The 24,517-nt window shown below is 59.1% G+C and carries 24 protein-coding genes, 4 tRNA genes and 1 pseudogene; 26 read left to right on the top strand and 3 right to left on the bottom strand.

Annotation, left to right across the window (positions count from 1 at the left end; all coding sequences use genetic code 11):
• Window positions 1-99: 99 nt before the first annotated feature.
• The 6 genes from ACQ4OB_RS16880 to pyrF all read left to right on the top strand — a co-directional run bounded on the left by ACQ4OB_RS16880 (window position 100) and on the right by pyrF (window position 5,294).
• Complete coding sequence (locus tag ACQ4OB_RS16880; RefSeq protein ID WP_074879092.1) at window positions 100-906, top strand: alpha/beta fold hydrolase; 807 nt, start codon at window positions 100-102, stop codon at window positions 904-906.
• Entirely contained in the window at window positions 903-1,757 is an 855-nt protein-coding gene (locus tag ACQ4OB_RS16875; RefSeq protein ID WP_074879090.1) for an alpha/beta hydrolase, read from the top strand. Before ACQ4OB_RS16880 ends, ACQ4OB_RS16875 begins: the two co-directional genes overlap by 4 nt.
• Before the next feature lie 50 nt (window positions 1,758-1,807).
• On the top strand, window positions 1,808-2,467 hold the full coding sequence (locus ACQ4OB_RS16870; protein ID WP_074879088.1) for a glutathione S-transferase family protein: 660 nt from the start codon (window positions 1,808-1,810) through the stop codon (window positions 2,465-2,467).
• A gap of 8 nt (window positions 2,468-2,475) precedes the next feature.
• Entirely contained in the window at window positions 2,476-3,282 is an 807-nt protein-coding gene (locus tag ACQ4OB_RS16865) for a DUF4892 domain-containing protein (RefSeq protein ID WP_074879086.1), read from the top strand.
• Between the two features lie 69 nt (window positions 3,283-3,351).
• Complete coding sequence (locus tag ACQ4OB_RS16860) at window positions 3,352-4,407, top strand: AI-2E family transporter (RefSeq protein WP_074879084.1); 1,056 nt, start codon at window positions 3,352-3,354, stop codon at window positions 4,405-4,407.
• 188 nt (window positions 4,408-4,595) lie between these two features.
• On the top strand, window positions 4,596-5,294 hold the full coding sequence (gene pyrF, locus ACQ4OB_RS16855) for an orotidine-5'-phosphate decarboxylase (protein WP_162493961.1): 699 nt from the start codon (window positions 4,596-4,598) through the stop codon (window positions 5,292-5,294).
• A 120-nt stretch (window positions 5,295-5,414) separates the two neighbouring features.
• On the opposite strand, the gene ACQ4OB_RS16850 is transcribed toward pyrF, so the two are convergent.
• Complete coding sequence (locus tag ACQ4OB_RS16850) at window positions 5,415-6,419, bottom strand: NADP-dependent oxidoreductase (protein ID WP_074879081.1); 1,005 nt, start codon at window positions 6,417-6,419, stop codon at window positions 5,415-5,417.
• Window positions 6,420-6,654: 235 nt separating this feature from the next.
• Here ACQ4OB_RS16850 and ACQ4OB_RS16845 point away from each other — a divergent pair, with 235 nt between their 5' ends.
• The 4 genes and pseudogenes from ACQ4OB_RS16845 to ACQ4OB_RS16830 all read left to right on the top strand — a co-directional run bounded on the left by ACQ4OB_RS16845 (window position 6,655) and on the right by ACQ4OB_RS16830 (window position 11,065).
• Window positions 6,655-7,416 carry an SDR family oxidoreductase gene (locus ACQ4OB_RS16845; RefSeq protein WP_430956073.1) on the top strand — a complete coding sequence of 254 codons (762 nt, stop codon included), beginning with the start codon at window positions 6,655-6,657 and terminating at the stop codon, window positions 7,414-7,416.
• A gap of 184 nt (window positions 7,417-7,600) precedes the next feature.
• On the top strand, window positions 7,601-8,992 hold the full coding sequence (locus ACQ4OB_RS16840) for a PLP-dependent aminotransferase family protein (protein WP_102616255.1): 1,392 nt from the start codon (window positions 7,601-7,603) through the stop codon (window positions 8,990-8,992).
• 108 nt (window positions 8,993-9,100) lie between these two features.
• Window positions 9,101-10,204, top strand: a pseudogene (locus ACQ4OB_RS16835) (HAMP domain-containing protein); the annotation flags it as partial.
• A complete protein-coding gene (locus tag ACQ4OB_RS16830; protein ID WP_371916929.1) occupies window positions 10,184-11,065 on the top strand; it encodes a methyl-accepting chemotaxis protein in 882 nt (293 codons plus the stop codon). The pseudogene ACQ4OB_RS16835 and the gene ACQ4OB_RS16830, both read left to right, overlap by 21 nt.
• Window positions 11,066-11,309: 244 nt before the next feature.
• Here the strand turns inward: ACQ4OB_RS16830 and ACQ4OB_RS16825 are convergent, their stop codons facing one another.
• A complete protein-coding gene (locus ACQ4OB_RS16825; protein WP_173860493.1) occupies window positions 11,310-12,068 on the bottom strand; it encodes a hypothetical protein in 759 nt (252 codons plus the stop codon).
• Between the two features lie 393 nt (window positions 12,069-12,461).
• On the opposite strand from ACQ4OB_RS16825, the gene ACQ4OB_RS16820 reads away from it, so the two are divergent.
• The 4 genes from ACQ4OB_RS16820 to ACQ4OB_RS16805 all read left to right on the top strand — a co-directional run bounded on the left by ACQ4OB_RS16820 (window position 12,462) and on the right by ACQ4OB_RS16805 (window position 12,876).
• Window positions 12,462-12,537: transfer RNA gene (locus ACQ4OB_RS16820), tRNA-Glu, on the top strand.
• A gap of 3 nt (window positions 12,538-12,540) precedes the next feature.
• Window positions 12,541-12,616: transfer RNA gene (locus ACQ4OB_RS16815), tRNA-Gly, on the top strand.
• Between the two features lie 105 nt (window positions 12,617-12,721).
• A tRNA-Glu gene (locus tag ACQ4OB_RS16810) sits at window positions 12,722-12,797 on the top strand.
• A gap of 3 nt (window positions 12,798-12,800) precedes the next feature.
• A tRNA-Gly gene (locus ACQ4OB_RS16805) sits at window positions 12,801-12,876 on the top strand.
• Window positions 12,877-12,934: 58 nt separating this feature from the next.
• Here the strand turns inward: ACQ4OB_RS16805 and ACQ4OB_RS16800 are convergent.
• Window positions 12,935-13,804, bottom strand: a complete 870-nt coding sequence (locus tag ACQ4OB_RS16800) for a helix-turn-helix transcriptional regulator (protein WP_074879071.1) — start codon at window positions 13,802-13,804, stop codon at window positions 12,935-12,937.
• 393 nt (window positions 13,805-14,197) lie between these two features.
• On the opposite strand from ACQ4OB_RS16800, the gene ACQ4OB_RS16795 reads away from it, so the two are divergent.
• The 12 genes from ACQ4OB_RS16795 to ACQ4OB_RS16740 all read left to right on the top strand — a co-directional run bounded on the left by ACQ4OB_RS16795 (window position 14,198) and on the right by ACQ4OB_RS16740 (window position 24,482).
• On the top strand, window positions 14,198-14,389 hold the full coding sequence (locus ACQ4OB_RS16795) for a Flp family type IVb pilin (protein WP_074879069.1): 192 nt from the start codon (window positions 14,198-14,200) through the stop codon (window positions 14,387-14,389).
• Between the two features lie 158 nt (window positions 14,390-14,547).
• The gene (locus tag ACQ4OB_RS16790) at window positions 14,548-14,742 is read left to right on the top strand and encodes a Flp family type IVb pilin (RefSeq protein ID WP_046049035.1); all 195 of its coding nucleotides are present in this window, start codon (window positions 14,548-14,550) and stop codon (window positions 14,740-14,742) included.
• A gap of 27 nt (window positions 14,743-14,769) precedes the next feature.
• Entirely contained in the window at window positions 14,770-15,300 is a 531-nt protein-coding gene (locus ACQ4OB_RS16785; RefSeq protein ID WP_074879067.1) for an A24 family peptidase, read from the top strand.
• 2 nt (window positions 15,301-15,302) lie between these two features.
• Window positions 15,303-16,631, top strand: coding sequence for an AAA family ATPase (locus ACQ4OB_RS16780; protein WP_076028254.1), 1,329 nt, complete (start codon window positions 15,303-15,305; stop codon window positions 16,629-16,631).
• 15 nt (window positions 16,632-16,646) lie between these two features.
• Window positions 16,647-17,453, top strand: coding sequence for a Flp pilus assembly protein CpaB (gene cpaB, locus ACQ4OB_RS16775; protein WP_074879063.1), 807 nt, complete (start codon window positions 16,647-16,649; stop codon window positions 17,451-17,453).
• 74 nt (window positions 17,454-17,527) lie between these two features.
• On the top strand, window positions 17,528-18,874 hold the full coding sequence (locus tag ACQ4OB_RS16770; RefSeq protein WP_074879061.1) for a TadE/TadG family type IV pilus assembly protein: 1,347 nt from the start codon (window positions 17,528-17,530) through the stop codon (window positions 18,872-18,874).
• An 8-nt stretch (window positions 18,875-18,882) separates the two neighbouring features.
• Window positions 18,883-19,362 carry a TadE/TadG family type IV pilus assembly protein gene (locus ACQ4OB_RS16765; protein ID WP_074879059.1) on the top strand — a complete coding sequence of 160 codons (480 nt, stop codon included), beginning with the start codon at window positions 18,883-18,885 and terminating at the stop codon, window positions 19,360-19,362.
• Window positions 19,362-19,856: a TadE/TadG family type IV pilus assembly protein gene (locus ACQ4OB_RS16760; protein ID WP_074879057.1), complete on the top strand. Its 495-nt coding sequence runs from the start codon at window positions 19,362-19,364 to the stop codon at window positions 19,854-19,856. The genes ACQ4OB_RS16765 and ACQ4OB_RS16760 overlap by 1 nt, the downstream gene beginning before the upstream one ends.
• Window positions 19,850-21,070, top strand: a complete 1,221-nt coding sequence (locus ACQ4OB_RS16755; RefSeq protein WP_074879056.1) for an AAA family ATPase — start codon at window positions 19,850-19,852, stop codon at window positions 21,068-21,070. The genes ACQ4OB_RS16760 and ACQ4OB_RS16755 overlap by 7 nt, the downstream gene beginning before the upstream one ends.
• Window positions 21,071-21,073: 3 nt before the next feature.
• Window positions 21,074-22,507, top strand: coding sequence for a CpaF family protein (locus ACQ4OB_RS16750; protein WP_074879054.1), 1,434 nt, complete (start codon window positions 21,074-21,076; stop codon window positions 22,505-22,507).
• Window positions 22,504-23,490 (top strand): type II secretion system F family protein, encoded by a 987-nt coding sequence (locus ACQ4OB_RS16745; protein ID WP_430956072.1) that lies wholly within the window; start codon window positions 22,504-22,506, stop codon window positions 23,488-23,490. Before ACQ4OB_RS16750 ends, ACQ4OB_RS16745 begins: the two co-directional genes overlap by 4 nt.
• A 29-nt stretch (window positions 23,491-23,519) precedes the next feature.
• Window positions 23,520-24,482: a type II secretion system F family protein gene (locus ACQ4OB_RS16740; RefSeq protein ID WP_074879050.1), complete on the top strand. Its 963-nt coding sequence runs from the start codon at window positions 23,520-23,522 to the stop codon at window positions 24,480-24,482.
• Window positions 24,483-24,517 lie beyond the last annotated feature (35 nt).

The following is a 24,517-nucleotide window of genomic DNA, read 5'->3' as shown; positions in this document are numbered from 1 at the left end:
CCTTGACCGGACTGTCATCATTCATGGCACTTACGGTCATTGCTGTAGGACGTCGTCTTACGGACAATCAACCCTCGTTTTCGTTGATGGATCACCGGTATGTCGCAACAGATATTTTTCGCCCACGCCAACGGGTTTCCCTCGGGCACCTACGGCAAGTTATTCGCGGCGCTGGCGCCCGAGTACCAGGTGACGCATCTGCAGCAGCACGCCCACGACCCGCGTTTTCCGGCGGATGACAACTGGTACAACCTGGTCGACGAGTTGATTCATCACCTCGAGCAACAACCGGAACCGGTGTGGGGCGTAGGCCATTCCTTCGGTGGCGTGTTGCATCTGCACGCGGCGTTGCGGTGCCCCGAGCTCTATCGCGGCGTGGTGATGCTTGATTCGCCGGTGCTGACCCGCGCTGATCAATGGGTGATCCGCGCTGCCAAACGCTTCGGTTTCATCGATCGACTCACCCCGGCCGGCCGTACGTTGGGACGGCGGGAAGAGTTCACCGATCTGGAAGCGGCTCGACACTATTTCGCGGGCAAAACCCTGTTTCGCGGCTTCGACCCGGAATGCTTCGACGCTTACCTGCAACATGGCTTGCACAAGGTGGGCGACCGGTTGCGCCTGCGCTTCGACCCGGCCACGGAAATCAGTATCTACCGCGGCGTGCCGCACACCAGTCCCGGCCGCACACGGCAACTGAAAGTGCCGCTGGCGGTGGTTCGCGGGCACAAGAGCCGGGTGGTGATGCGTCATCACGCAAGCCTCGTGGGGCGCTTGCCGCTGGGCGAGTCCCTGACCATGCCTGGCGGCCACATGTTTCCCCTCGAACGTCCCCAGGACACGGCCACGCTGCTGAAGAACCTGCTCAGCCGGTGGGACGGTCGCCACCAACAGGATTGCGCATGAGCAATGTCGTTGAAGAAGTTCGCCTGAGCCTGCCGCACATCGAGTTGGCGGCGCATTTGTTTGGCCCCGAAGACGGCATGCCGGTGATCGCCTTGCATGGCTGGCTGGACAACGCCAACAGCTTCGCCCGGCTGGCGCCGAAGCTCAAAGGCTTGCGCATCATCGCACTGGACATGGCCGGTCACGGTCATTCCGGGCATCGGCCGAGCGGTGCCGGTTACGCGCTGTGGGACTATGCCCATGACGTGTTGCAAGTGGCTGAGCAATTGGGCTGGAAGCGCTTTGGGCTGCTGGGGCATTCCATGGGCGCGATCGTTTCGCTGGTGCTGGCCGGTTCGTTACCGCAACGCGTGACCCATCTGGCGTTGATCGACGGCGTCATTCCTCCTACAGACAAGGGCGAAAACGCTGCCGAACGGATGGGCATGGCCTTGCAAGCGCAGCTGGATTTGCGCGAGAAGCGCAAACCGGTCTACCACACCCTCGACCGGGCCATCGAGGCGCGCATGAAAGGCTTGGTCGCTGTCAGTCGCGAAGCCGCAGAACTGCTGGCCCAACGTGGATTGATGCCGGTGCCGGGCGGTTATACCTGGCGCACCGATAACCGCCTGACCCTACCATCGCCGCTGCGTCTGACCTCTGAACAGGCGATGGCCTTCGTCCAGCGGGTCAGTTGTCCTGCAAAACTGCTGGTGGCTGCCGACGGCATGCTCGCCAAACATCCCGAGTTGCTGGAGCGTCTACCCTTTAGCCGGGAACAGCTGCCTGGCGGCCATCATTTGCACCTGAATGACGAACCCGGTGCCGAGCTTGTCGCAGACTGTTTCAATCGGTTCTTCGCCGTTCCTTGACTTGCGCCGGGCAACTGTCGAGGCTGGGCGGGTTGAAATGGGAGACAACCATGATAGATCTCTACACCGCTGCGACCCCGAATGGCCACAAGGTCTCTATCGTGCTCGAGGAACTCGGCCTGCCCTACACGGTGCACGCCTTGAGTTTCGACAAAAAGGAACAGAAGTCCGAGGGCTTCCTCAAGATCAATCCCAATGGCCGGATTCCGGCGATTGTCGATCGCGCCAACGGCGATTTCGCCGTGTTCGAATCCGGTGCGATCCTGATTTACCTGGCGGAACTGAGCGGCAAACTGCTGCCAAAAGACCCCAAGGGGCGTTCAGTGGCATTGCAATGGCTGATGTTCCAGATGGGGGGGATCGGCCCGATGCAAGGTCAGGCCAACGTGTTTTTCCGTTACTTCCCCGAGAAGCTCCAGGGCGCCATCGATCGCTATCAGCATGAAACCCGCCGCCTCTATGAAGTGCTCGACACGCGTCTGCAAGCCGTGGAGTTTCTGGCCGGTGAATACAGCATTGCCGACATCGCCACTTATCCGTGGGTCCGTGGCCATGAATGGTCGGGTGTAGAGGTCGAAGGTTTGCCGGCCCTGCAGCGCTGGATGGCAACCATGGAGGCGCGTCCGGCGGTACAGCGCGGTTTGCTGGTGCCTGAGCGCATCGATGACGCCAGTATCATCAAGGGTGCCCAGGCCATGCTGATCCGATGAGTCTATCCATGCGTTCATTCAGTCTGCTGGCGCTGTGTTGCTTCAGTCCGCTGTTATTTGCCGCCGATGTCCCGGGCAGTCAGGACCTGCCGGTCGTGCCGCGTATGGCCGATGCGCAGATCGTTGACTATCGTCCGGTCGCCGAACTCGAGCGGATCTATCCACTGGGCTCAATCCGCAAAATCAGCGGCCAGTTGCGCTTTGACGGCCAGGTGGCTGCCCGAGGGCAAGCCACTTCGGTAACCTACGAGTTGCCACCGGAGCATTCCTCCACCGAGGCCTTCACCGCCGCTCGTGAAGCCTTGCAGAAGCAGGATGCCCAGTTGCTGTTCTGGTGCCAGGCCCGAGATTGCGGCGAAAGCAGCCTGTGGGCCAATGATGTCTTCGGCAATGCCAAGCTTTATGGTGCCGATGATCAGCAAGCCTATTTGCTGTTGCGCCTGGCGGCCCCGCAGGACAACACGCTGGTAGCGCTTTACAGCATCACGCGCGGCAATCGCAAAGCTTATCTGCACGTCGAACAGTTTGACGCCGCCGCGCCGCTGGGCGATTTGCTGCCGACTTCTGCAACCTTGCTGCGAGAGCTCAAAAGCACCGGTGAACTCGATTTCCCCAAACTGACCGGCGATCCTGACGAAACCTGGCTGCGCCTGATCTCGCGCGGGTTGAATCTGGACACCACATTGCGGGTCAGTATTTCCGGGCCGAAGGCTGAAGCCTGGCGTCAGGCACTGATCGGGCAGGGTGTGCGTACCGCCAGGATGGAAGCGGGTAGTGTCGAAGGTGCTGGCTTGCACATCCAACTGTTGCGATAAGCTTTATCCGGCGAACGCACACGCTGCGTTCGCCTACTCTTTTGCGGACTGACTTTTTTCGAGATTTAGATGATCAATAACGATCGGCTGTTGGTGCAGATCCTGCTCCTGGTGCTGTTTGGCGCGAGCTTCTGGGTGATGGCGCCGTTCTGGTCGGCGCTTTTCTGGGGCGCGGTGCTGGCGTTTGCCAGTTGGCCGCTGATGCGTTTGCTCACGCGGTTGCTCAATGGTCGCGAATCTCTGGCGGCCGCGGTGCTGACGCTGGGCTGGATGTTGCTGGTGGCGTTGCCGTTGGTCTGGCTGGGGTTCAACCTCGCGGACCATGTGCGTGATGCCACGGCGCTCATCAAGGATGTGCAGGTCGACGGACTGCCGGAAGCGCCGACCTGGCTGGGTAGTATTCCCCTAGTGGGCGAGCGGCTGGTGGGGCTCTGGAACAGCATCGATCAACAAGGCGCGGCGATGATGCTGGCGGTCAAGCCTTATCTGGGCCAGGTCGGCAATTGGCTGCTGGCGCGCAGTGCACAAATTGGCGGCGGGATACTTGAGCTGACGTTGAGTATCGTCTTCGTGTTCTTTTTCTACCGTGACGGGCCGCGTCTGGCGGCATTTGTTCACGGGTTGCTGGAACGTCTGATTGGTGACCGTGCCGGGTATTACATTGAGTTGGTGGCAGGCACAGTGCAGCGGGTAGTGAACGGCGTGATCGGGACGGCGGCGGCCCAGGCGGTTCTGGCGTTGATCGGGTTTTTGATTGCTGGGGTTCCCGGGGCGCTGGTGCTGGGGATCGTCACGTTTTTGTTGAGCCTGATTCCAATGGGGCCGCCACTGGTGTGGATTCCGGCCACGGCCTGGCTGGCCTGGAAGGGCGAGTACGGGATGGCGGTGTTTCTCGGGGTTTGGGGGATGTTCATCATCAGCGGCGTCGACAACGTGCTCAAGCCGTACCTGATCAGCCGGGGCGGTAATTTGCCGCTGGTGATTGTCCTGCTCGGGGTGTTTGGCGGGCTGATTGCCTTCGGGTTTATTGGCTTGTTCATCGGCCCGACGTTGTTGGCGGTGGCCTACAGCCTGCTGAACGACTGGAGCAAGAGTCAGGCTCGGGTCGAGGATCGCCGACCTTGAGATCAGGCCCACAGAACCTGCGCCATTGCTGTCGCTATCCTGCGTTCGGTAACGCTCTGACTCGACACAATGGGGGCAAGGGCTAGTCTTGCTTGAGCCGCCTCGACGAATTACCGATCATCGGGTCCCGCAGAGGCGCTGGTTCCGCTACAATGCGCGCCGATTTCGACCTGCCTGAGAGCCCACTCATGTCCGCCTGCCAGACTCCTATCATCGTCGCCCTGGATTTTCCCACTCGTGACGCCGCACTGAAGCTGGCCGATCAGTTGGACCCGAAGCTGTGCCGGGTCAAAGTCGGTAAAGAACTGTTCACCAGCTGTGCTTCGGAAATCGTTGGCACCTTGCGTGACAAGGGCTTCGAAGTGTTCCTGGACCTCAAGTTCCATGACATCCCGAACACCACCGCCATGGCCGTCAAGGCGGCTGCGGAGATGGGCGTGTGGATGGTCAATGTGCACTGCTCCGGTGGTTTGCGCATGATGGCCGCGTGCCGCGAAGTGCTTGACCAGCGCACCGGTCCGAAACCCTTGCTGATCGGCGTGACCGTGCTGACCAGCATGGAGCGTGAAGACCTGGCGGGTATCGGTCTGGATATCGAGCCGCAGGAGCAAGTGTTGCGCCTGGCCGCGTTGGCGGAAAAAGCCGGGCTGGACGGTCTGGTGTGTTCGGCCCTGGAAGCCCAGGCCCTGAAATCGGCGCACCCGTCGTTGCAACTGGTCACTCCGGGGATTCGTCCCGCGGGCAGCGCCCAGGACGATCAGCGCCGCATTCTGACGCCGCGTCAGGCGCTGGATGCCGGTTCCGATTACCTGGTGATCGGCCGTCCGATCAGCCAGGCCGCGGATCCGGCCAAGGCGTTGGCTGCCGTAGTGGCCGAACTCGCTTAACCAAACGCTGAAGATCCCATGTGGGAGCGAGCCTGCTCGCGATGAGGGAGTGTCAGTCGACATCAATGTTGGCTGATCCACCGCTATCGCGAGCAGGCTCGCTCCCACATTTGTTTGGGGTTAAACCTTCAACACCAACTTCCCGAAATTCTCGCCGCTGAACAATTTCATCAGCGTCTCCGGGAACGTCTCCAGTCCTTCAACAATATCTTCCTTGCTCTTGAGTTGCCCCTTGGCCATCCAACCGGCCATTTCCTGTCCGGCTGCGGCGAACTGCGCGGCATAGTCCATCACCACAAATCCTTCCATCCGCGCGCGGTTGACCAGCAGCGACAGGTAGTTGGCCGGGCCTTTGACCGCTTCCTTGTTGTTGTACTGGCTGATGGCGCCACAGATCACCACCCGGGCCTTCATGGCCAGGCGACTCAACACCGCGTCGAGGATATCGCCGCCGACGTTATCGAAATACACATCGACACCTTTCGGGCATTCGCGCTTGAGACCGGCCTGGACGTCTTCGTTTTTGTAATCGATGGCGCCGTCAAAACCCAGTTCGTCGATCAGGAACCGGCACTTGTCCGCGCCCCCGGCAATGCCGATTACCCGGCAACCTTTGATCTTGGCGATCTGCCCGGCAATGCTGCCCACTGCACCGGCCGCGCCCGACAGCACCACGGTGTCGCCAGCCTTCGGCGCGCCGACATCGAGCAGGGCGAAATAGGCGGTCATCCCGGTCATGCCCAGCGCCGACAGATAGCGCGGCAGAGGCGCCAGTTTCGGATCGACCTTGTAGAAACCTCGTGGCTCGCCTAGGAAGTAATCTTGCACACCCAAGGCACCATTGACGTAGTCCCCGACTGCGAAGCCCGGATTATTCGACGCAACGACTTTGCCTACGCCCAATGCGCGCATCACTTCGCCGATACCGACCGGCGGGATGTAGGACTTGCCCTCGTTCATCCAGCCACGCATGGCCGGGTCCAGGGACAGGTATTCGTTTTTGACCAGGATCTGACCCGCAGCCGGTTCGCCGACCGGTACTTCCTGATAGGTGAAGGTCTCGCGGGTCGCCGCGCCCACCGGACGTTTGGCGAGCAGGAACTGGCGATTGATCTGGGTAGTCATGACAGGCACTCAAGATGAATGAAGACTTGTTGATAGACCTTCATGAACGATGCCGCAAGTTTGGCTGATGCGGCGAATGCACATCGATCCAGTGCAGTGATAGTCGCCCCGGCGGTTTTATCACTGGCACTCATGGACACCCAACCGGCCTTTTGATAGTGCTGCCGCGCCGCAGGTCCTTGTGGCTAGATTGCCAACACGCAATCCCCCGCATCTTCTCTTCGAGGACATAACAATGAGCATGACGTTTACTGGCCGGGTCGCCGTTGTGACGGGCGCTGCCAATGGCATTGGCCGCGCGACCGCCCAGGCATTTGCCGCTGAAGGCTTGAAAGTGGTAGTGGCCGACCTGGACGTGGCGGGTGGTGAGGACACCGTGGCGCTGATTCGTACTGCTGGCGGTGAAGCCACCTTCGTGCGCTGCAACGTAACGCAGGAGAGCGAGGTAAAAAATCTGATGGACGAGGTGGTCAATACCTACGGCCGTCTCGACTACGCCTTCAACAATGCCGGCATCGAGATCGAGAAAGGCAAACTGGCCGAAGGTACGGTCGACGAGTTCGACGCGATCATGGGCGTCAACGTCAAAGGCGTCTGGTTGTGTATGAAGTACCAGTTGCCATTACTGCTGGCCCAGGGCGGCGGTGCGATCGTCAACACCGCATCGGTAGCCGGCCTCGGGGCTGCGCCGAAGATGAGTATTTACGCGGCGTCGAAACATGCAGTGATCGGCCTGACCAAATCGGCAGCCATCGAATACGCCAAGAAAAAGATTCGGGTGAACGCGGTGTGTCCGGCAGTCATCGACACCGACATGTTCCGCCGTGCCTATGAAGCCGACCCGAAGAAAGGCGAGTTCGCCAATGCGATGCACCCGGTCGGGCGCATCGGCAAGGTCGAGGAAATCGCCAGCGCGGTGCTGTACCTGTGCAGCGACGGCGCAGCGTTCACCACAGGGCATTCGCTTGCGGTGGACGGTGGTGTTACGGCGTTCTGAATACAGGCAGTGAAACGTAGGAAAAAACCCGCATGTGTGCGGGTTTTTTTTCGGTTCCTTAAAGGGGGCGGACAATGTGTTTCAAATGGTTAGAACCGAGGGTTTTGGCGGTTTTGTCGCACAACTGATCGACCGCTCTTGTGATTAACTGTTTCCCGCAAAACGGACAGGAGTTTGCTTGCTCATGGAGTTGAGAATCGATCGACAGGCATTGGTGCCGGTCGTACAGCAAATCGTCGACGCGCTAGCCTGCTGGCTGTGCCGTGGCGAGGTGCCACCGGGGACGCGTTTGCCTTCTGTGCGGCAAATCGCCCGGATCAATTTGCTCAGTCAGTCCAGCGTCGCTGAGGCCTGTGAGCGTCTGGTGGCTCAAGGGGTGCTGGCTCCGCGTCATGGCGCCGGTTTCATTGTTGCCATCCCAGCGTTGGCCGCCCAGGGGCAACAGGATTGTCCCTGGTTCGAGGGGGCAGAAAGGACACAGGGCGGCACCTCGGGCCGACTCAAGCTGGGATGTGGCGGACTGCCCGAGAGCTGGCGTGAAACTGACGACCTGAGCTACGCGATCCGCCAGGTCAGTCGCACCGACATGGCCGGCCTGTTCAACTACAGCACGCCGCTGGGCCTGCCAGCCTTGCGTCTGCAGATCCACAAACGCCTGAAACAGCTGGATATCGTGGTGGAGGAAAGCCGAATCCTGACAACGGCGGGGGCCAGTCAGGGGCTGGACCTGATCGTGCGGACCTTGTTCAAGCCGGGTGATTGCGTGGTGGTGGAAAGTCCCGGTTATTGCTTGCTGTTCGACCTGCTCAAATTGCACGGGGTCAACATGATCGAGGTCCCGCGAACCCCGCGCGGGCCGGACATTGACGCGCTCGAGGCGCTGCTGGTCCAGTACCGGCCCTGCGGGATCTTTATCAATAGCTTCTATCAAAATCCCACTGGCAGCAGCCTGGCGCCGGTGGTGGCGCAACGGGTTGTGCAACTGGCCAAAGCCCATGGCCTTCTGGTAATCGAAGACGACGTCTATGCGGATTTGCACAGCGGCCCCGGTACGCGCCTCGCTGCGTTGGGTATCGATGACAACGTGATCTACGTCGGCAGCTACTCCAAAACCCTCAGCAGTTCGTTGCGGGTCGGTTTTGTAGTGGCCGGCGCCGGGGTTATATCGCGGCTGGCCGAGGTCAAGATGATCAGCAGCATGGGCGCTTCACGGTTTTGCGAGTCGGTGCTGGCAAGCCTTTTGGCCAGCGGTGCCTACGGCAAACTGGTCCAGCGCCAGCGCCAGCGTTTAAGCAATGACAGGGAAGCTGCGCTGCAAGTGCTGGAAGACGCCGAATGGGAGGTTTTCGGCAAACCGGCCGGGGGATTGTTCATCTGGGCGCGATCACGGATGTCCGACTACGCTCAGGTGCGCAAACAAGCCCAGCGCTTCGGTGTCCTGTTGTCTTCTGCGACGGCATTCAGTCCCGCCGCAGAGGCCGGTGACTGGCAGCGTATCAATGTGGCCTATGCCTGTGATCCGCGAGCGCGAGCGTTTTTTAAGGCCACCGCTCTGGATCGACCTCAAGCGTTCTGAAAACGACGCAAGCGTAGCTTTTTGCCATTATTCAGACGCCAGAGACTTGTGTTGATACAGGCCCGTTGCGAATCTGCGTCAACAGACTATGTCAGGGGACTAAGTGCAATGATTTCGGCCGTGCAAGGACGTTTTGCCAACCTCGGTATGGCGAAAAAACTGGGTGTCGGTTTTGTACTGGTGCTGCTGTTGACCGCCTTGGTGGCGGCCATCGGCGTTTGGTCACTGCAAACCATCAGCCAGCGCTTCGACGGGCTCAAGCAGATGTCGTCGCTCAACAGCGGTTTGCTCAAGGTGAGACTGCTCGAGCAGGAATACGCTTTGCACGGCAACCCGAAAACCGCTGATGCGCTACGCAAGGGCGTTGACGGCTTGATCGCCCTGGCAACCCAACTGAAAGCGGCGTCTGCGGCCAACGTGCCGGTGATGAATGATGTGGAGCAGTCGTTGGGGGCTTATCGCAAGGCCTTCGACGAGTTCGTCTCGCTCAGCCAGGGCAAGGACCTGGCGCTGGAGATGGCCAGTTGGTCGGTGTCCAGCGTGGCCAATAACCTCGACGTGCTGCAGGCCGGGCTGGCCGATGACGGCGCTTATACCTTGAAGGAATCCGAAGGCAAGGACGGAGGGCAGTTCATCGAACAGGCCAATCAAGTCAGCCAGGTGTCGCGGTTGATGTTGCAGGCCATGAACGAAGCGCGCGTGCGCCTGGACCTGAGTCGCAAAGGCGATGACAGCGCAGGGCAGGGCAAGATCGAGCAGGCCGACCAGGCGCTGACCCAGGCCGAGCAGTTGAAAACCACGGTCAAGGATGAGGGTTACCAGACGGTCCTCAATGAAGTGGTCGGGCACATTGGCGGATTCAGCGAAAAACTCGCCGAATACACCGGCCTGCTGGCGCAGGAAAAAACCGTCTATGAGCAACTCCATCAGCGCGCTGCTCAGGTGATGGAGCGGGTGGACCAGGCCTATGTCGCCGAAGACCAGTCGATGCAGGCGGAGCTGAAAAAGAATTCTATGCTGATCATCGGTTCCTCGGCGCTGGCGCTGCTGGTCGGGCTGATTGCGGCCTGGGTGATTACCCGGTTGATCGTGGCACCGCTGCGCAGCGTGATCCGGGTTGCTCAACAGATTGCCTCTGGCGATTTGAGTGCAACGGTTGAAGTGACCCGTCGTGATGAGATCGGGCAGTTGATGCAGGCCATGCAGCAGATGGGCGCAGGGCTCAGCAGTATTGTCAGCGGTTTGCAGGCGGGTATCGAGCAGTTGGCCAGTTCAGCGCAGTCGCTGTCGGCGGTGACCGAGCAGACCAATCTTGAAGTCAGCAGCCAGAAGGAAGAAACCGAACAGGTTGCTACTGCGATGAACCAGATGACCGCCACCGTGCACGACGTTGCGCGTAATGCTGAGGAGGCCGCTCAGGCAGCGCAGACGGCAGACGACAAGGTTGAAAGTGGCCAGCAGGTGGTGCGCCAGAGCATGGCGCGGATCGAACAGTTGGCGGATTCAGCCACCTCGGCCAGTTCGAGCATCGAAAGCTTGAGTGCCGAAATCCAGAACATCGGTACGGTGCTGAGCGTCATCAAGAGTGTGGCCGAGCAAACCAACCTGTTGGCCCTCAACGCCGCGATCGAAGCGGCTCGAGCCGGCGAGCAGGGCAGGGGCTTTGCGGTCGTCGCCGATGAAGTGCGGGCCTTGGCCAAGCGTACCCAGCAATCGACCGAGGAGATTGAACGACTGGTGAGCGCCTTGCGTTCGGCGGCTCAGTCTTCTGTTCAGCAGATTCAGAACAGCGGCGAACTGGTGAAGCTGGCGGTGAGTGATGCGTTGCAGACGGAGAGTGCGCTGGGGAGTATTGCAGCGGCGGTGTCTTTGATTCAGCAGATGAACCAGCAGATCGCAGCAGCTGCCGAGGAGCAGAGTTCGGTGGCGGAGGAGATCAATCGCAGTGTCACGAGTATTCGCGCCAGTGCGGATCAGTCTTCGTTGGCGATGCAGGGGAATGCGGCTTCCAGTATCGAGTTGGCGCAGTTGGGGGTTGAGTTGAAGGGGATGGTGGGGCACTTTCGGCTCTGAGGCGAGCTAACGCTCGGCCTGTTGAGCGGTGAGGGGCGGCGGGTGTATGCCGCTCTGCTTTTGGCTCTGTAGGAGCAAAGCTTGCTCGCGATGGCGGCCTTGCGGTTGTACATCGTCCAATTGTGGGAGCGAGCCTGCTCGCGATGGCGACCGATAGTCGACCTTACTGTCGCGGCTGTACCCGTCCATCAAACTCAACGCAAAAAAAAGCCACCTGCTCAGGTGGCTTTTCTTCTTTCTGTGATCAGTCGTAGATCACTTTTTTCTTCCAGTCTGCATCGGCCTCGACGTCTTTGAGGCCTTCGGTCAGCTGGTTCACTTCGCCTTCTACCGGGGCGATGTTGTCCATGACTTGTGCGTTGGCGCGAGCCAGGAGTTTTTCCAGGTATTCCAGCTGTTCGGCATAGACCTTGGGTTCTTGTTGTTTGCGCAGGTATTGCACGCCGCGTTCGAATGCCAGGCGGGCCTGGCCGGGCTGGTTCTGTTGCAGGGCGTGCTGGCCGAGGTTGTTGAAGAATTCAATGTGCAGCAGGACCAGGATGTGGCGAACTTCGCGGATCCAGCGTTTGGCTTCGTTGGTCGGCAAGAAGCCGTCCTGGGCGGCGCGGGTGATTTGGCCGTGCAGGGCTTCGAGCAGGAAACGTACGTCTTTGGCTTTGGCTTCGGTCTGGATCGGTGCCGGCGGGTTGTTGACCGGGATCGATTCACCCTGGCCGACCAGGGCGCTCAGTTCGCCAATCCGTGCCTTGAGGTTGGCGTTGGTTTTTTCCAGAGTGAGCAGGCGTTGGCAGACGTTCAATTCCAGGCGGGTCAATAGCAATTTGAGGCCCGGTGTCATCAATTGGCCGGGAAAGGTCTCGGTGATTTCGCCGCAACGACGCAGACGATCGTTGAGCTCAACTTTGGCGCGGGCCTTTTCCAGCTTATTGTTTTCCACCACATGGTTCATGTAGCCAATGGCGATCAATAGTGCGATCCCGGCTACGACTAGCAGGGTGATCATGAGTGGTGTCACCGGTAAGACCTCTTTATGGGGTTCGCGTGCGAGTGTAGTGGCTTGGCATTGAGGCGCATAGCGCCGCTCGGCGAGTTGAATCGGCTACTGCACTGTCTGTATCGGCCGCGTTCCTGCTTATATAAGTAATAGCGTGCGAGGTGCACATTGCCATCATCTTTGGCGTGGGTGGACTATAACGTCTTGGCGGGTGTCAGAATATAGGCGTCAAACCCCGAGCGACGGAAAAGCCCGATTAGTGTCTCAAAGCAGGGCGAAGTCATTGATTTAAATAAATTTATATCTGGGGGTTGACGACCCCTCAATCCATCCATAGAATGCGCGCCACTTACAGCGTAAAGCACACAGCGAAACGCGGTAGGCAGTGAATGTTGTACGTGTGTCCCCTTCGTCTAGTGGCCTAGGACACCGCCCTTTCACGGCGGTAACAGGGGTTCGAGTCCCCTAGGGGACGCCATATGCGGGAATAGCTCAGTTGGTAGAGCACGACCTTGCCAAGGTCGGGGTCGCGAGTTCGAGTCTCGTTTCCCGCTCCAATTTTAAACAGCGTTGCTTTCGGGCAGGGCTGAGTGAAACCAGAACCAGCATCTTCGGATGCGGATTTGGGCACTGAAATACACACCATGTGTTTCAGTTAGCGTGTCCCCTTCGTCTAGTGGCCTAGGACACCGCCCTTTCACGGCGGTAACAGGGGTTCGAGTCCCCTAGGGGACGCCATTTGCGGGAATAGCTCAGTTGGTAGAGCACGACCTTGCCAAGGTCGGGGTCGCGAGTTCGAGTCTCGTTTCCCGCTCCATATTTAACAAAAACGCCGCTCAATGAGCGGCGTTTTTGTGTGCGCGTATAAAAACGCCTCAACCGCTAAGGCTTTGCACCAGGCTTTCGAGCGCTTCAGTGGTTTTTTCATCTTGCGCCATTTGCGCAGATGCAGTTGCTCTGAGTTGGCGTGCCAAGCGGTATTCGCTGGGCGTGCAGTTTGCGAACTGCTTGAAGGCACGAGCGAAATAGGAAGGATCCTTGAATCCGGCCTCATAGCCGATGCTGGTAATAGGCATCTGGCTGTTGTCGAGTAGTTCTTTGGCGAAGTTCATGCGTTTGTTCAAGATGTAATCCGTGAAGCCAAGGCCATTGGCTTCCTTGAACAGACGGCTGAAGCGAAAGGTCGTCATGCCGCAGCGCTGCGCCAAATCCCTCTGGTCAATGCTGTCCCGAAAGTGCTGCTCGATGTACAGCATGATGCTGCTCAGGGCCTGATGTTTTTGGTGTCCGGAGGTCAGCCGGATGCTGTCCGGCAGGGTCGGGGAGTGGTCGATCAGCTGTGTCTTGCGGTGGTCGATAACATTCCGGCGCAGCTCGCAGAGCTGAACTACAGCAGTCAGGTAGCGATTCCTCTCACTGACCGAGAGGGGGAGCACTATGTATTCCCAGACGCTGGAACGCATGGCCCAGACGGCCAGTTCTTCCGAGTGCTGCACGGTGAACATGGTGATCGGGATGGCCGGTGCGCTGCGTTTGATGTCCAGCAACAGCCTCAGGCCTGGTGTATCGGGGCGATCGAAATGGATGCAGATCATGTCTGCGTTTACCCCGATGGGCAGCACGGAGTTTTTCGCCAGTTTGCCGTCGCAGGTACCCTCGAACTGCGCGATGAGTTCTTTCGTGGATCGATCATGAGTCAGATCGAACCATAGGAGCGTTGGCCTTCTGGTCAAGTTGGACGTCATGTCTCTACTCTTGGATTCTTAGTGACTCGCTAAGCAGTATCGTCAATGTGCCATCACTTTGCAGATTTAATCTCGATAGGAAAGACGAGTTTTAGTTCTGTTCGTTCTATGGGGGCCTGGAAAGCGACTGTTTGCTTGTGTGTCTTCGATGAGCACGGGTTGAACCGCTTATCGCTTGTGAATCAATGAAAATCGCATTTGCCCTGCCATGCCCTGTTTACCCCTCCCGTTACTTCTGCAAAGGCTAATTATCCCTATTTGGCCGCTCCGCAAAAAAGTCCTAGCGATGTGCAAAATCCTCCTAACGGCTATGCCTTCACCCTGACTAAGGTTGCATCAGGCAGGACAGAAAGTACTGCTTCCAGAAAAAAACATTCGAGTGAGGTGGGCAAAATGAACATGCAAACAATCAAGGCTTCGGTAATGAAGTTCGTCAAAGACGAAGACGGCCTGACCATCGTGGAATACGCGGTGGCCGGTGGTTTGATTACGGTGGCTGTCGCCGCAATGTTCGTGAAACTTGGGGGCGCGGTGAATACCCAAATCACAGGACTGTGCGCTGCGGTCAAAGGTGCTGCTTGCTGATAACGGTAATTTCCATTGGCTGACATGGCGATGCCCATGGAGTAGACAGCTGCTTCTATTTTGCTGATGAGGCTGCCGGACTACTTACTTAATGGGCTTCGCGTTTTCTCTAGCAAAGTATGTTCTGAGCGGTTTGACCGCTAGAACGGGAGTACATCATGACTCTGCAAACAATCAAGGCTTCGGTACTGAAGTTCGTCAAAGATGAAAACGGCCTGACCATCGTGGAGTACGCGGTGGCGGGTGGGCTGATTACGGTCGCTGTTGCCGCCATGTTCGTGAAACTTGGAGGCGAGGTGAATACCCAAATCACATCGCTGTGTAAGGCCGCCAATAGCAACGTTGCGTGCTAACGACTAATCCCAGTAGGGAGACACGCCATGTCCACGGAACTGATGGTATCGACTGTTTTACTGATAGGACTTTTGGGCGTGGCGGTGGTGAGTGATCTGCGTCGCCACCGTATTCCCAACATGCTGGTCCTGTTGGGACTTGCCCTGGGATTGGTCGGTCAAATGTATTCAAGTGGTGTCAGCGGATTGGGTGACAGCCTGCTGGGTATCCTGATCTGTTTTGGGCTGTTTCTGCCGATGTACGCCTTGGGGGGCATGGCCGCCGGCGACGTCAAGTTGATGGCCATGGTCGGCAGTTTTCTACCCATCCATTTCGCGTTGTGGGCTGCCTTTTTCAGCCTGATCGCCGGTGGCGTGTGCGGTCTTTTGATCGTACTGGTTCGAGGTCAATTGCTTCAGACCCTGGAGCGCTATTGGTTGATTCTAAGAGCGCACGCCTATTATGCGCCGACTTCAGATGAAGTAGCCGGCAAGCCTTTCCCTTATTCGATTGCAATCCTGATCGGGACTTTAAACAGCGTCTACTGGCAACTCGTTGCCGGTGGATTGGGAGCTTAGTCATGCACGTCATCGTCGATAGTGATGCCTACCCCTGCGACCGGGAGGCGGTGCAACGACTGGCACCTCAGCCCTGCACTATTCGCGAGACGGGTCTGACCGACAGTTTTCTCGGTGAGTTGGTGTGCAAACATTTGTTTGATGCCGGTGTGCTGGACATGTCGCGGCTGGTGGAACGCCTGGCGCTGACCGGCGCGGTACTTGAAGAGGTCCTGGCGTTTCTGCGCAAGGATGGTCGTGTCGAAGTGCTTGGCCAGGGGAGCCAAACGGGCGGGCAGATGTTGCGTTATGGCTTGACCGAGCGCGGTCGCAGTGCCGCCCGCGATGCCCTGTCGCGCAGCGGCTATATCGGTGCGGCGCCCTTCCCGGTGAGCACCTACCGGTCCCTGATCAAACTTCAAACCATTCACCATGGTCGCATCAACGCCAACGATATGCGCAATGCCCTCGCGGGTGTGGTGCTCACGGAAGGGATGCTCGATCAGTTGGGGGTGGCGATGAACTCCGGGCGCGCGATCATGATTTATGGCCCTGCGGGTACTGGCAAGACCTATGTCAGCAGTCGGCTGATTCGTCTGTTTGCCGAAGCCATCTGGGTGCCTCACGCCATCGTCATCAACGAATCGGTGATCGAGATTTATGACCCGCAGGTGCATCAGCGTCTGAATGACAACAGTCAAATGAACAATCTGATGCTCAACGAAGGGATCGACCGTCGACTGCTGTGCTGCAAACGCCCGATCGTCATTACCGGCGGTGAATTGAGCATGGAGCAACTGGACGTTCGCTATGACCCTTCCACCCGTCAATACCAGGCGGCCTTGCAGCTCAAGGCCAGTAATGGCCTGTTCATCATCGATGACATGGGACGCCAGCGCATGGCACCCGCCGAGCTGTTGAATCGCTGGATCGTCCCGATGGAAGAGAAGCGTGACTTCATCAACCTGGGCGGCGGCCGGCATTGCGAACTGCCGTTCGATCTGATTCTGGTGTTTTCCACCAACCTCAATCCTCTGGAGCTGGCCGATGAGGCCTTTCTTCGCCGGATTGGCTACAAGCTGCAGTTTGGTTACCTGAAGCCTGAGGAGTACGAAAAGATCTGGCGTCAGGAAAGCGAGCGCCTGGGCATTCCTTTTGACCAGCTGCTGGTGCGGTATGTGCTGCAAAGGCTCTATGCCAGTGAAGGCATGCCCCTGGTGCCTTGCCATCCCCGCGATCTCCTGAACATGGCCCTCGATCGTCAGCGTTATATGGGCGGTTCCGGATCACTGTCACCGCAAGATTTGGAATGGGCCTGGCACAACTACTTCGTCCAGCTCAACTTTCTTTGATACGGAGATACTGACATGAGCTCTCGTACTCTTACCCTGATAGGCGTTTCCCTGGTCATGGGCCTTGGCGCTGCATGGATGGCCGACTCCTGGCTGAGCGCACGACTCAGCGCCAGCCCGGATGACAACCTTCGAAGCGTGGTGGTCGCCACGGTAGAGATTCCATTCGGGCAGATGGTCGAAGCCCAGCAGGTCACGACCGTACGCATGCCCAGGGACACGGTCCCGGACGACGCCTTCGACTCCAGCGAAAAAGCAGTGGGCAAGATCGCTACGTTCGACATTTTGCAGGGCGACATTGTGCGCGGAGCACGTCTGAGTGAGCACCTGGGTGGCAGCACTCTGGCCTCTTTGATTGACCCCGACAAACGCGCCATATCGGTACGGGTGGACGATGTGGTCGGTGTCGGCGGATTCCTGTTGCCGGGTAATCGGGTCGATGTACTGGCGACTAAAACCACCGGTGCCGGCAGTAACAGTGCCGTGTCCAGAACCATCCTCGAGAACTTGCGGGTATTGGCGGTGGATCAGACGGCGGGTACCGACAAGACCCAACCCGTGGTGGTACGCGCAGTGACGCTGGAGATGTCGGCCTCTGAAGCGGAAGCACTGGTCACGGCGCAGACGGAAGGCAAGTTGCAACTGGCGCTGCGTAACCCACTGAACCTGGAGAAGAAAATCGCAGCCGTTGCGCCTGTTGTGCCAGCCGTGGCGGTGGCCGCCGTCGCGGCGCCAAAACGCGTGGTACAGCGCCGCAGTAGCGAGGGTGGCGGGGCTATTACCGTTATCCGCGGGACCGAAGCCAGTGTAGTCAAACGTTGACAGGGCGGTAGTGGTGCCCAGGCACCAGGTATTGGCGGAGCCGATCCGGATCAGTATCGGCAAACGAGGGCTTGATGATGAATATTCGTGTTCAGCGGCCGTTCACTTCGACGCCAAGGCGCCAGGAAGGATCGGTGAGTGTATTGATGGTGATGGTGTTGGCGGTGATTGGCATGGTAGCGGCGCTGGCTTTGGACGGCGGGCATATGATGCTGAACAAAACGCGCTTGCAGAATGCGGTGGACGCCGCCGCGCTGAGTGGTGCCAAAACCCTGAGTCAGGTGGAGGGTGGCAGCAATATTGCCAGCACGACGCGCGCCGCCGCGCTCAATACGCTGATACAGAACGCCAATGCCACGGGCAACAACGAATTGGCCACGGCTGTCGGCGGCAACGCAGGCACATTTGCAGTGGTGGAACTGGCCGCGAGCGTCTATGGCCCTTTCTCCTATCCCGGGCCTTCGGATGCCAAGTACGTTCGGGTATCGGTGCCGAACTATAGCCTGACGGGATTTTTCTGGAACTTCGCTCAGGTGTTCGGCGCTGGCGGCCTGGGGGCCAAAGCGGTGGCGGCGATCGCTACCGCGGGACCCAGCCCTACCAGTCCTTGTGATCTCTCACCTTTGATGGTCTGTGGCGACCCGACTCAATACGACCCGGACGCTGGCATGTTCTGGGGCTTCCAGTTTGGTGATTTGAAGGTATTGAAGACCGCTGCCGGCAATTCGTCGCCCATTGGCCCAGGCAACTTTCAGTTGCTCGATTTTGGCTCGGGCGGCAGTACCGTCAGGGAGGACCTGGCCGGAGGCGGCAGCGTCTGCCGCACGGCGGGGGACACTGTCCAGACCGCCCCCGGCAACAAAGTCGGCCCTACCTCTCAAGGCCTGAATACGCGCTTCGGCATCTACAACGGCCCGGTCAGTGCCTCGGACTATCCGCCGGACCTTGTGACCACGTCCAGCAACCCCGCAATCACGTACGACGACTCAGTCTCCCCGCCACAAGCGAAGTACCAGGGGCAAGTCGTCACCTCGAGCAACGGCAATCTCACCGCGGGCAGCAACGCGATATTTGACTACAACGACTGGCGTGCGAGCACTGCCGCGTGTGTGGCAGGGGCCAGTGGCTGTCAGAGCAATGGAGTGTTCGAGCGCCGGATGATGAAAATCGTGGTGGGCAACTGCACCGGGATGCAGGGCGGTTCAACCTCTATCCCCGTCCTGGGTTTCGGCTGCTATTACGTGGTGCAGCCAATGGATGGCGGTGGTGGGGACGCGCAGATCTTCGGACAGTTCGTGAAGGAGTGCGAAGGCGACAACGTGGCAGGTCCTTCGCCGTCAACCGATTCCGGGCCGCAGATCATCCAGCTCTACAAAACCTATCTCGGCAGCGGCACTGGCATTCCGAGCACTGACTCGTAGGAGGCGTCATGAGACTTCACGGGTTTAAACATTCGAAGCGCCAGCAAGGTCTGGCCATGGTGGAATTCACCCTCGTCCTGCCGGTGTTGCTGTTGCTGTTGCTGGCCTTCGGTGAGTTCGGTCGCATGCTCTATCAATACAACGTGCTGCTACAGGCCAGCCGCGATGCCGACCGTTTCGTTGCTAGCCGGGCCTGGGATTCGACGCTTGGTAAGGTCGCTCTGAGCAATACGCTACTGACCCAGACGAAAAACGTTGCGGTCTATGGTGTGCCTGCCAATACCGGGACCGCGGTAGTGTCAGGGCTGACGACTGGCAACGTGGACGTCGCCGCAGTGGGTATCGACCATGTGCGGGTCACCATCACTTACACGTTCTGTCCAGTGATTGGCGGTGGCAATTGCGGCGGCTCGCTTCCCGGTTTCTTTGGTACTCAGATTGCGCTGAGCATTCCGCTGGTTGCCACTACCGTGATGAGGGCACTGTGATGAAAAGAAAACACATGCGCGGTACCTACACGGTGGAGTTCGCCTTCATTGGCCTGCTGATGTTCACGCTGTTGTTCGGCGTGTTGGAAATGGGCCGCCTGTACTTCACGGTCAATGCACTGGATGAAGCCGTACGGCGTGGTACTCGCCTGGCGTCGGTGTGCAATATCAGCGATCCGGTGGTTCTGCGGCGGGCGATCTTCAATGCCGCGACCGATGCAGGTACGAGCCAACTGATCGGCAATCTGGCCACCACCCACCTGACGCTGACTTATCTGGACGTCAATGGTGCTCTGGTGGCCAACCCCGCTGACCTGGTCAGCGTCAATGGTTTTCGTGCCATCCGCTATGTCCAGTTGAGTCTGCAAAACTTCGTTTTCAATCTGTTTATTCCCGGGTTCGCCGTGCCCATTACCTTGCCTGCATTCAGGGCAACGTTGCCACGCGAAAGCCTCGGGCGTCATTCCGATTCCGGGGAGATCACACCATGCTGAATACCAAGGAAACTCCAGTCTCTACCTCGACCGGCAAAGCCGGGCTACGGTTGCTGATCAGCAGCCGTGATGCCACGTCGTTGCGCGACCTGCAAGGCGTCTGCCAACGCATGCCCAGCCTGGAGGTGAGTACGCGGCTGGTGAGCAACGGGCATGTCGACCCGCTCTACGGTCTGGACCGGATGCCCGATCTGCTGCTGTTGCGCGTTAGCCACCTGTGGCGTGAAGAGCTGTCGGCGTTGTTGCAGCGTCCGGCCCATGAGCGTCCGCCGATGTTGGTGTGCGGACTGCTGAGCGAACAGGAAGCTATGCGCCTGGCGATGCAGGCCGGCGCCCGGGACGTGCTGCCGGAGCCCATCGCCGAGACCGAACTGGCCGCCGCCTTGAATCGTCTGGTCACGGAAGTTCGGACCGGCAGTGGGGCAGAAGGAAAACTGATCGCCGTAATGAGCGCCAAGGGCGGCTCTGGCGGAACCCTGCTGGCCTGCAACCTGGCTCAGCAACTCAGCATCATGGGTGGCAGTACCCTGTTGCTGGACATGGACCTGCAATTTGGCAGCGTGACGCATTATCTGGATGTAGCGCAGACGCACAGCCATTTGGAGGTGTTGCACCAGATCGATGGGATGGACAGCGTCGCGTTACGCGGTTTTTGCAGTCACTTCAGCCCGACCTTGCATGTGCTGGGCGGTCGGGCCGGTGAGCTGTGTTTGCCGCAGGATACCCAACCTGAGCAACTCGACACCCTGTTGCAGTTGGCCCGCGCCAGCTATGGCTGGGTGGTGATCGACCTGCCGCGGCAAATCGATCACCTCACCGGCTCTGTGCTGGAGCAGGTGGATCGGGTGTACGTGGTGGTGCAACAGAGCGTCAGCCATCTGCGCGATGCCAGCTCCCTGGTGCGGATTCTTCGCGAAGACCTGGGCGTGCGTGGGGATCAATTGCAGATAGTGGTCAACCGCTATGACAAGGCGGCAGCGGTCAGCCTCAAAGATATCGGCGAGGCGCTGCGCTGCACCAATGTGTCGAAGTTACCCAACGACTTCAATCTGGTCAGCCAGAGTCAGAACACTGGCGTGCCGTTGGGGCTGCATGCGCCGAGGGCGGCGATCACGGCTGCACTGCGCAACATGACCGAGGACCTGATCGGTCAACAGGTGGCCGGCAACCAAGGCTTGCTCAAACGTGCCTTCAACCGTTTTTTCGGGGGATGACCCATGATCAGCGACTTTCGTAACCGCTTGCGCAAACAGTCCGGTAAACCCGCCGCTGCCCAACTGGGCGACGACCTGTTGGATCCGGTAGAGGAAATAATGGCCTGGGAGCGTGCAGCGCCGGACGTTCTTTACGAAACCAGAAGCCAGGTCACCCCGGTGGAGGCGGAATGGCGGGAAAAGATCTACCAACAGTTGCTCAAGGTCATGGACCTGTCCTTGCTGGATTCCCTTGAGCAGGCCGAGGCTACTCGGCAGATTCGCGATATTTGCCAGCGTCTGCTCGATGAACATACAGCACCGGTGAGTACCGCCAGCCGCCAGTTGATCATCAAGCAGATCACCGACGAGGTGCTCGGTCTGGGGCCTCTGGAACCGCTGCTGGCCGATCACACGGTGTCCGACATTTTGGTCAACCGGCATGACTCAGTGTATGTCGAGCGCTTCGGCAAGCTGCAACGCACCGATGTGCGCTTTCGCGATGATCAGCATTTGCTGAACATCATTGACCGCATCGTCTCCAGCCTGGGTCGGCGTATCGACGAGTCTTCGCCGTTGGTGGATGCGCGGCTCAAGGACGGTTCGCGGGTCAACGCGATTATTCCGCCGCTGGCCATCGACGGCCCGAGCATGTCGATCCGGCGTTTTTCCGTGGATCTGCTCAATACCGATAGCCTTATCCAGGTGGGGGCGTTAAACCCGGCCATTGCCCTGCTGCTCAAGGCGATTGTCCGCGGGCGCTTGAACGTGCTGATTTCCGGCGGTACCGGCAGCGGCAAGACCACCATGCTCAATGTGCTGTCCAGTTTCATCCCGCACAACGAGCGGATCGTTACCATCGAAGACTCAGCCGAACTGCAGTTGCAACAGCCCCACGTGGTACGCCTGGAAACCCGGCCTTCGAATATCGAGGGGCGTGGCGAGGTGAGCCAGCGGGAGTTGGTGCGCAACAGCTTGCGGATGCGTCCGGACCGCATTGTGATCGGCGAAGTGCGCGGCGCCGAGGCGCTGGACATGCTGACGGCGATGAACACCGGTCATGACGGCTCGTTGACCACGATCCACGCCAACACCGCACGCGATGCGCTGGGGCGGATCGAGAACATGGTGTCGATGACCGGGGCGACCTTCCCGATCAAGGCCATGCGCCAGCAAATCGCTTCGGCCATCGGAGTGGTCATCCAGCTGGAACGCCAGGAGGACGGCAAGCGTCGCCTGGTCAGTGTGCAGGAGATCAACGGCATGGAGGGCGAGATCATCACCATGACCGAAATCTTCTCCTTCGTCCGCCAGGGCATTGGTGAAAACGGCGAAGTACTGGGTGATTTTCGGCCCAGCGGCATGATCCCCGCCTTCCGCGATGTGCTGGCCAAGCGCGGTATCGAGTTGCCGCTGACGATGTTCAGGCCCGAGTGGATGGAGGCGCGGCAGTCATGAACAATATTCCTGGTGAGTTCATTCTGATGTTCCTGGGCATGGTGTTTATCGCTGTGTTCCTCCTGTCCCAGGGTGTGGTGGTGCCGGTGTTCGGCGAGGCCGGCAAGATGCGCAAACGCATCCGCGGCCGTTTGCATGTGCTGGAGAAAGCCAACAATCAGCCCAACATGCAAACGGTGTTGCGGCAGAAATACCTGACGCGCTTATCGCCACTGGAGGCCATGCTTGAGCAGTTGCCTTTTATGGCGAACCTGACACAGCTGATCGAGCAGTCCGGTCATGAATATCGTGCTTATCGGGTGCTGTTGCTTGGGCTGTTCCTGGGCGCCTGTGCAGGCGTCTCGATCCTGATGATCTCGTCAGTCTGGTGGATGGCGCTGCTGGCGGGCTTCGGAGTGTTCTGGGTACCCCTGCTGAAAATTTCGCGTGACCGTGGCAAACGCTTCGCTGCGTTTGAGGAAGGCCTGCCGGATGCACTGGATGCCATGTGCCGTGCCCTGCGCGCCGGACACCCGTTCAACGAAACCCTGCGCCTGGTCGCCGAAGAGCACAAGGGGCCGGTTGCACATGAGTTCGGTCTGGCCTTCGCCGACATCAACTATGGCAACGATGTACGCCGCGCCATGCTTGGTCTGCTGGAGCGTATGCCGAGCATGACGGTGATGATGCTGGTGACCTCGATCCTCATCCATCGCGAGACAGGCGGTAATCTGACCGAGGTGCTGGAGCGTCTGAGTCGGCTGATTCGCGGGCGCTTTCGCTTTCAGCGCAAGATCAAGACCCTGTCGGCGGAAGGGCGGATGTCGGCCTGGGTGTTGGTGGCGATTCCCTTCCTGCTGGCGATCGCTATCGTCGTCACCAGCCCCAGTTACTTGCCTGTGCTGCTCAATGATCCCATAGGCCATAAGCTGATCATCGGGGCGTTCTGCGCCATGTTGCTCGGGATTTTCTGGATACGCAAAATCATCCGGATTCAGGTTTAAGTGGTATTCGCTACCGGGAGGTAGAGATCATGGACTTTTTGCTCGGGTTGTTCAGTCGGGTCACGGGGAACGAGGAGCTGGGGCGCCTGTTGTTCATCGGCTCGATCGGTTTGAGTACAGTGCTTGCGGTCGTCGCTGTGATCTTGCTGATGATGGGGCTTCAAGATCCGGTGCAGCGTCGTCTGGCGCTGATCAAGCGTGGTCATTTAGGCAACACCGCAGGGCAGGAGGCTCCGGGTAATCTGCAACTGTTGCTGGAACGGGTCGGACAGCGCTTTGCCTCGGCCGAATCTGCTCAGACGTCCGTCACCCAGACCCTGTTGATACATGCGGGGTACCGTTCCTCGTCGGCGGTGCAGATGTACTGGGCCGTGCGCTTGATGTTGCCGCTGTTACTGATCGGTGTTGCGTTGCTGCTGTTGCCGATAATTCCCAAGATGTCCCTGATCATGGGGCTGCTGCTGGTGGTCATGGTGGCCGGTATCGGCTGGTTGGTGCCAGGGCTCTATGTCTCCAAGCGCAAGCAGTTGCGACAAGGTCGGTTGCGTGCCGCGTTTCCGGATGCGCTGGATCTGATGGTGGTGTGCGTGGAGTCGGGCCTGGCCCTGCCCGCGACCATCGAGCGGGTGGCTGAGGAGATGTCGGTCAGTCAGGTCGAGCTGGCTGAAGAACTGGCCCTGGTCAATGCGCAAATCCGCGCGGGCATTTCCAGTACCGAGGCGCTCAAGCAACTGGCCCTGCGCACGGGTCTGGATGATGTACAAGGATTGGTCAGCCTGTTGGCGCAGAGCATCCGCTTTGGTACCAGCGTGGCCGATACCCTGCGTATCTATGCCGACGAGTTCCGTGACCGGCGTATGCAGGCCGCCGAAGAGATGGGAGCGAAAATCGGCACCAAGCTGATATTCCCACTGATTTTCTGTCTGTGGCCGAGCTTCTTTCTGGTCGCTATCGGCCCTGCCATGATCGGGGTGTTTAGAGCATTCGGGTGAAGTAAACGGCCGGAGGCTGTCGAGCGCGATGGCCT

Origin of the sequence: Pseudomonas sp. ES4 (genome assembly GCF_050586665.1) — a bacterium.
GTDB classification, from domain to species: domain Bacteria; phylum Pseudomonadota; class Gammaproteobacteria; order Pseudomonadales; family Pseudomonadaceae; genus Aquipseudomonas; species Aquipseudomonas frederiksbergensis.
This window is presented reverse-complemented; position numbering and strand designations above follow the sequence as displayed.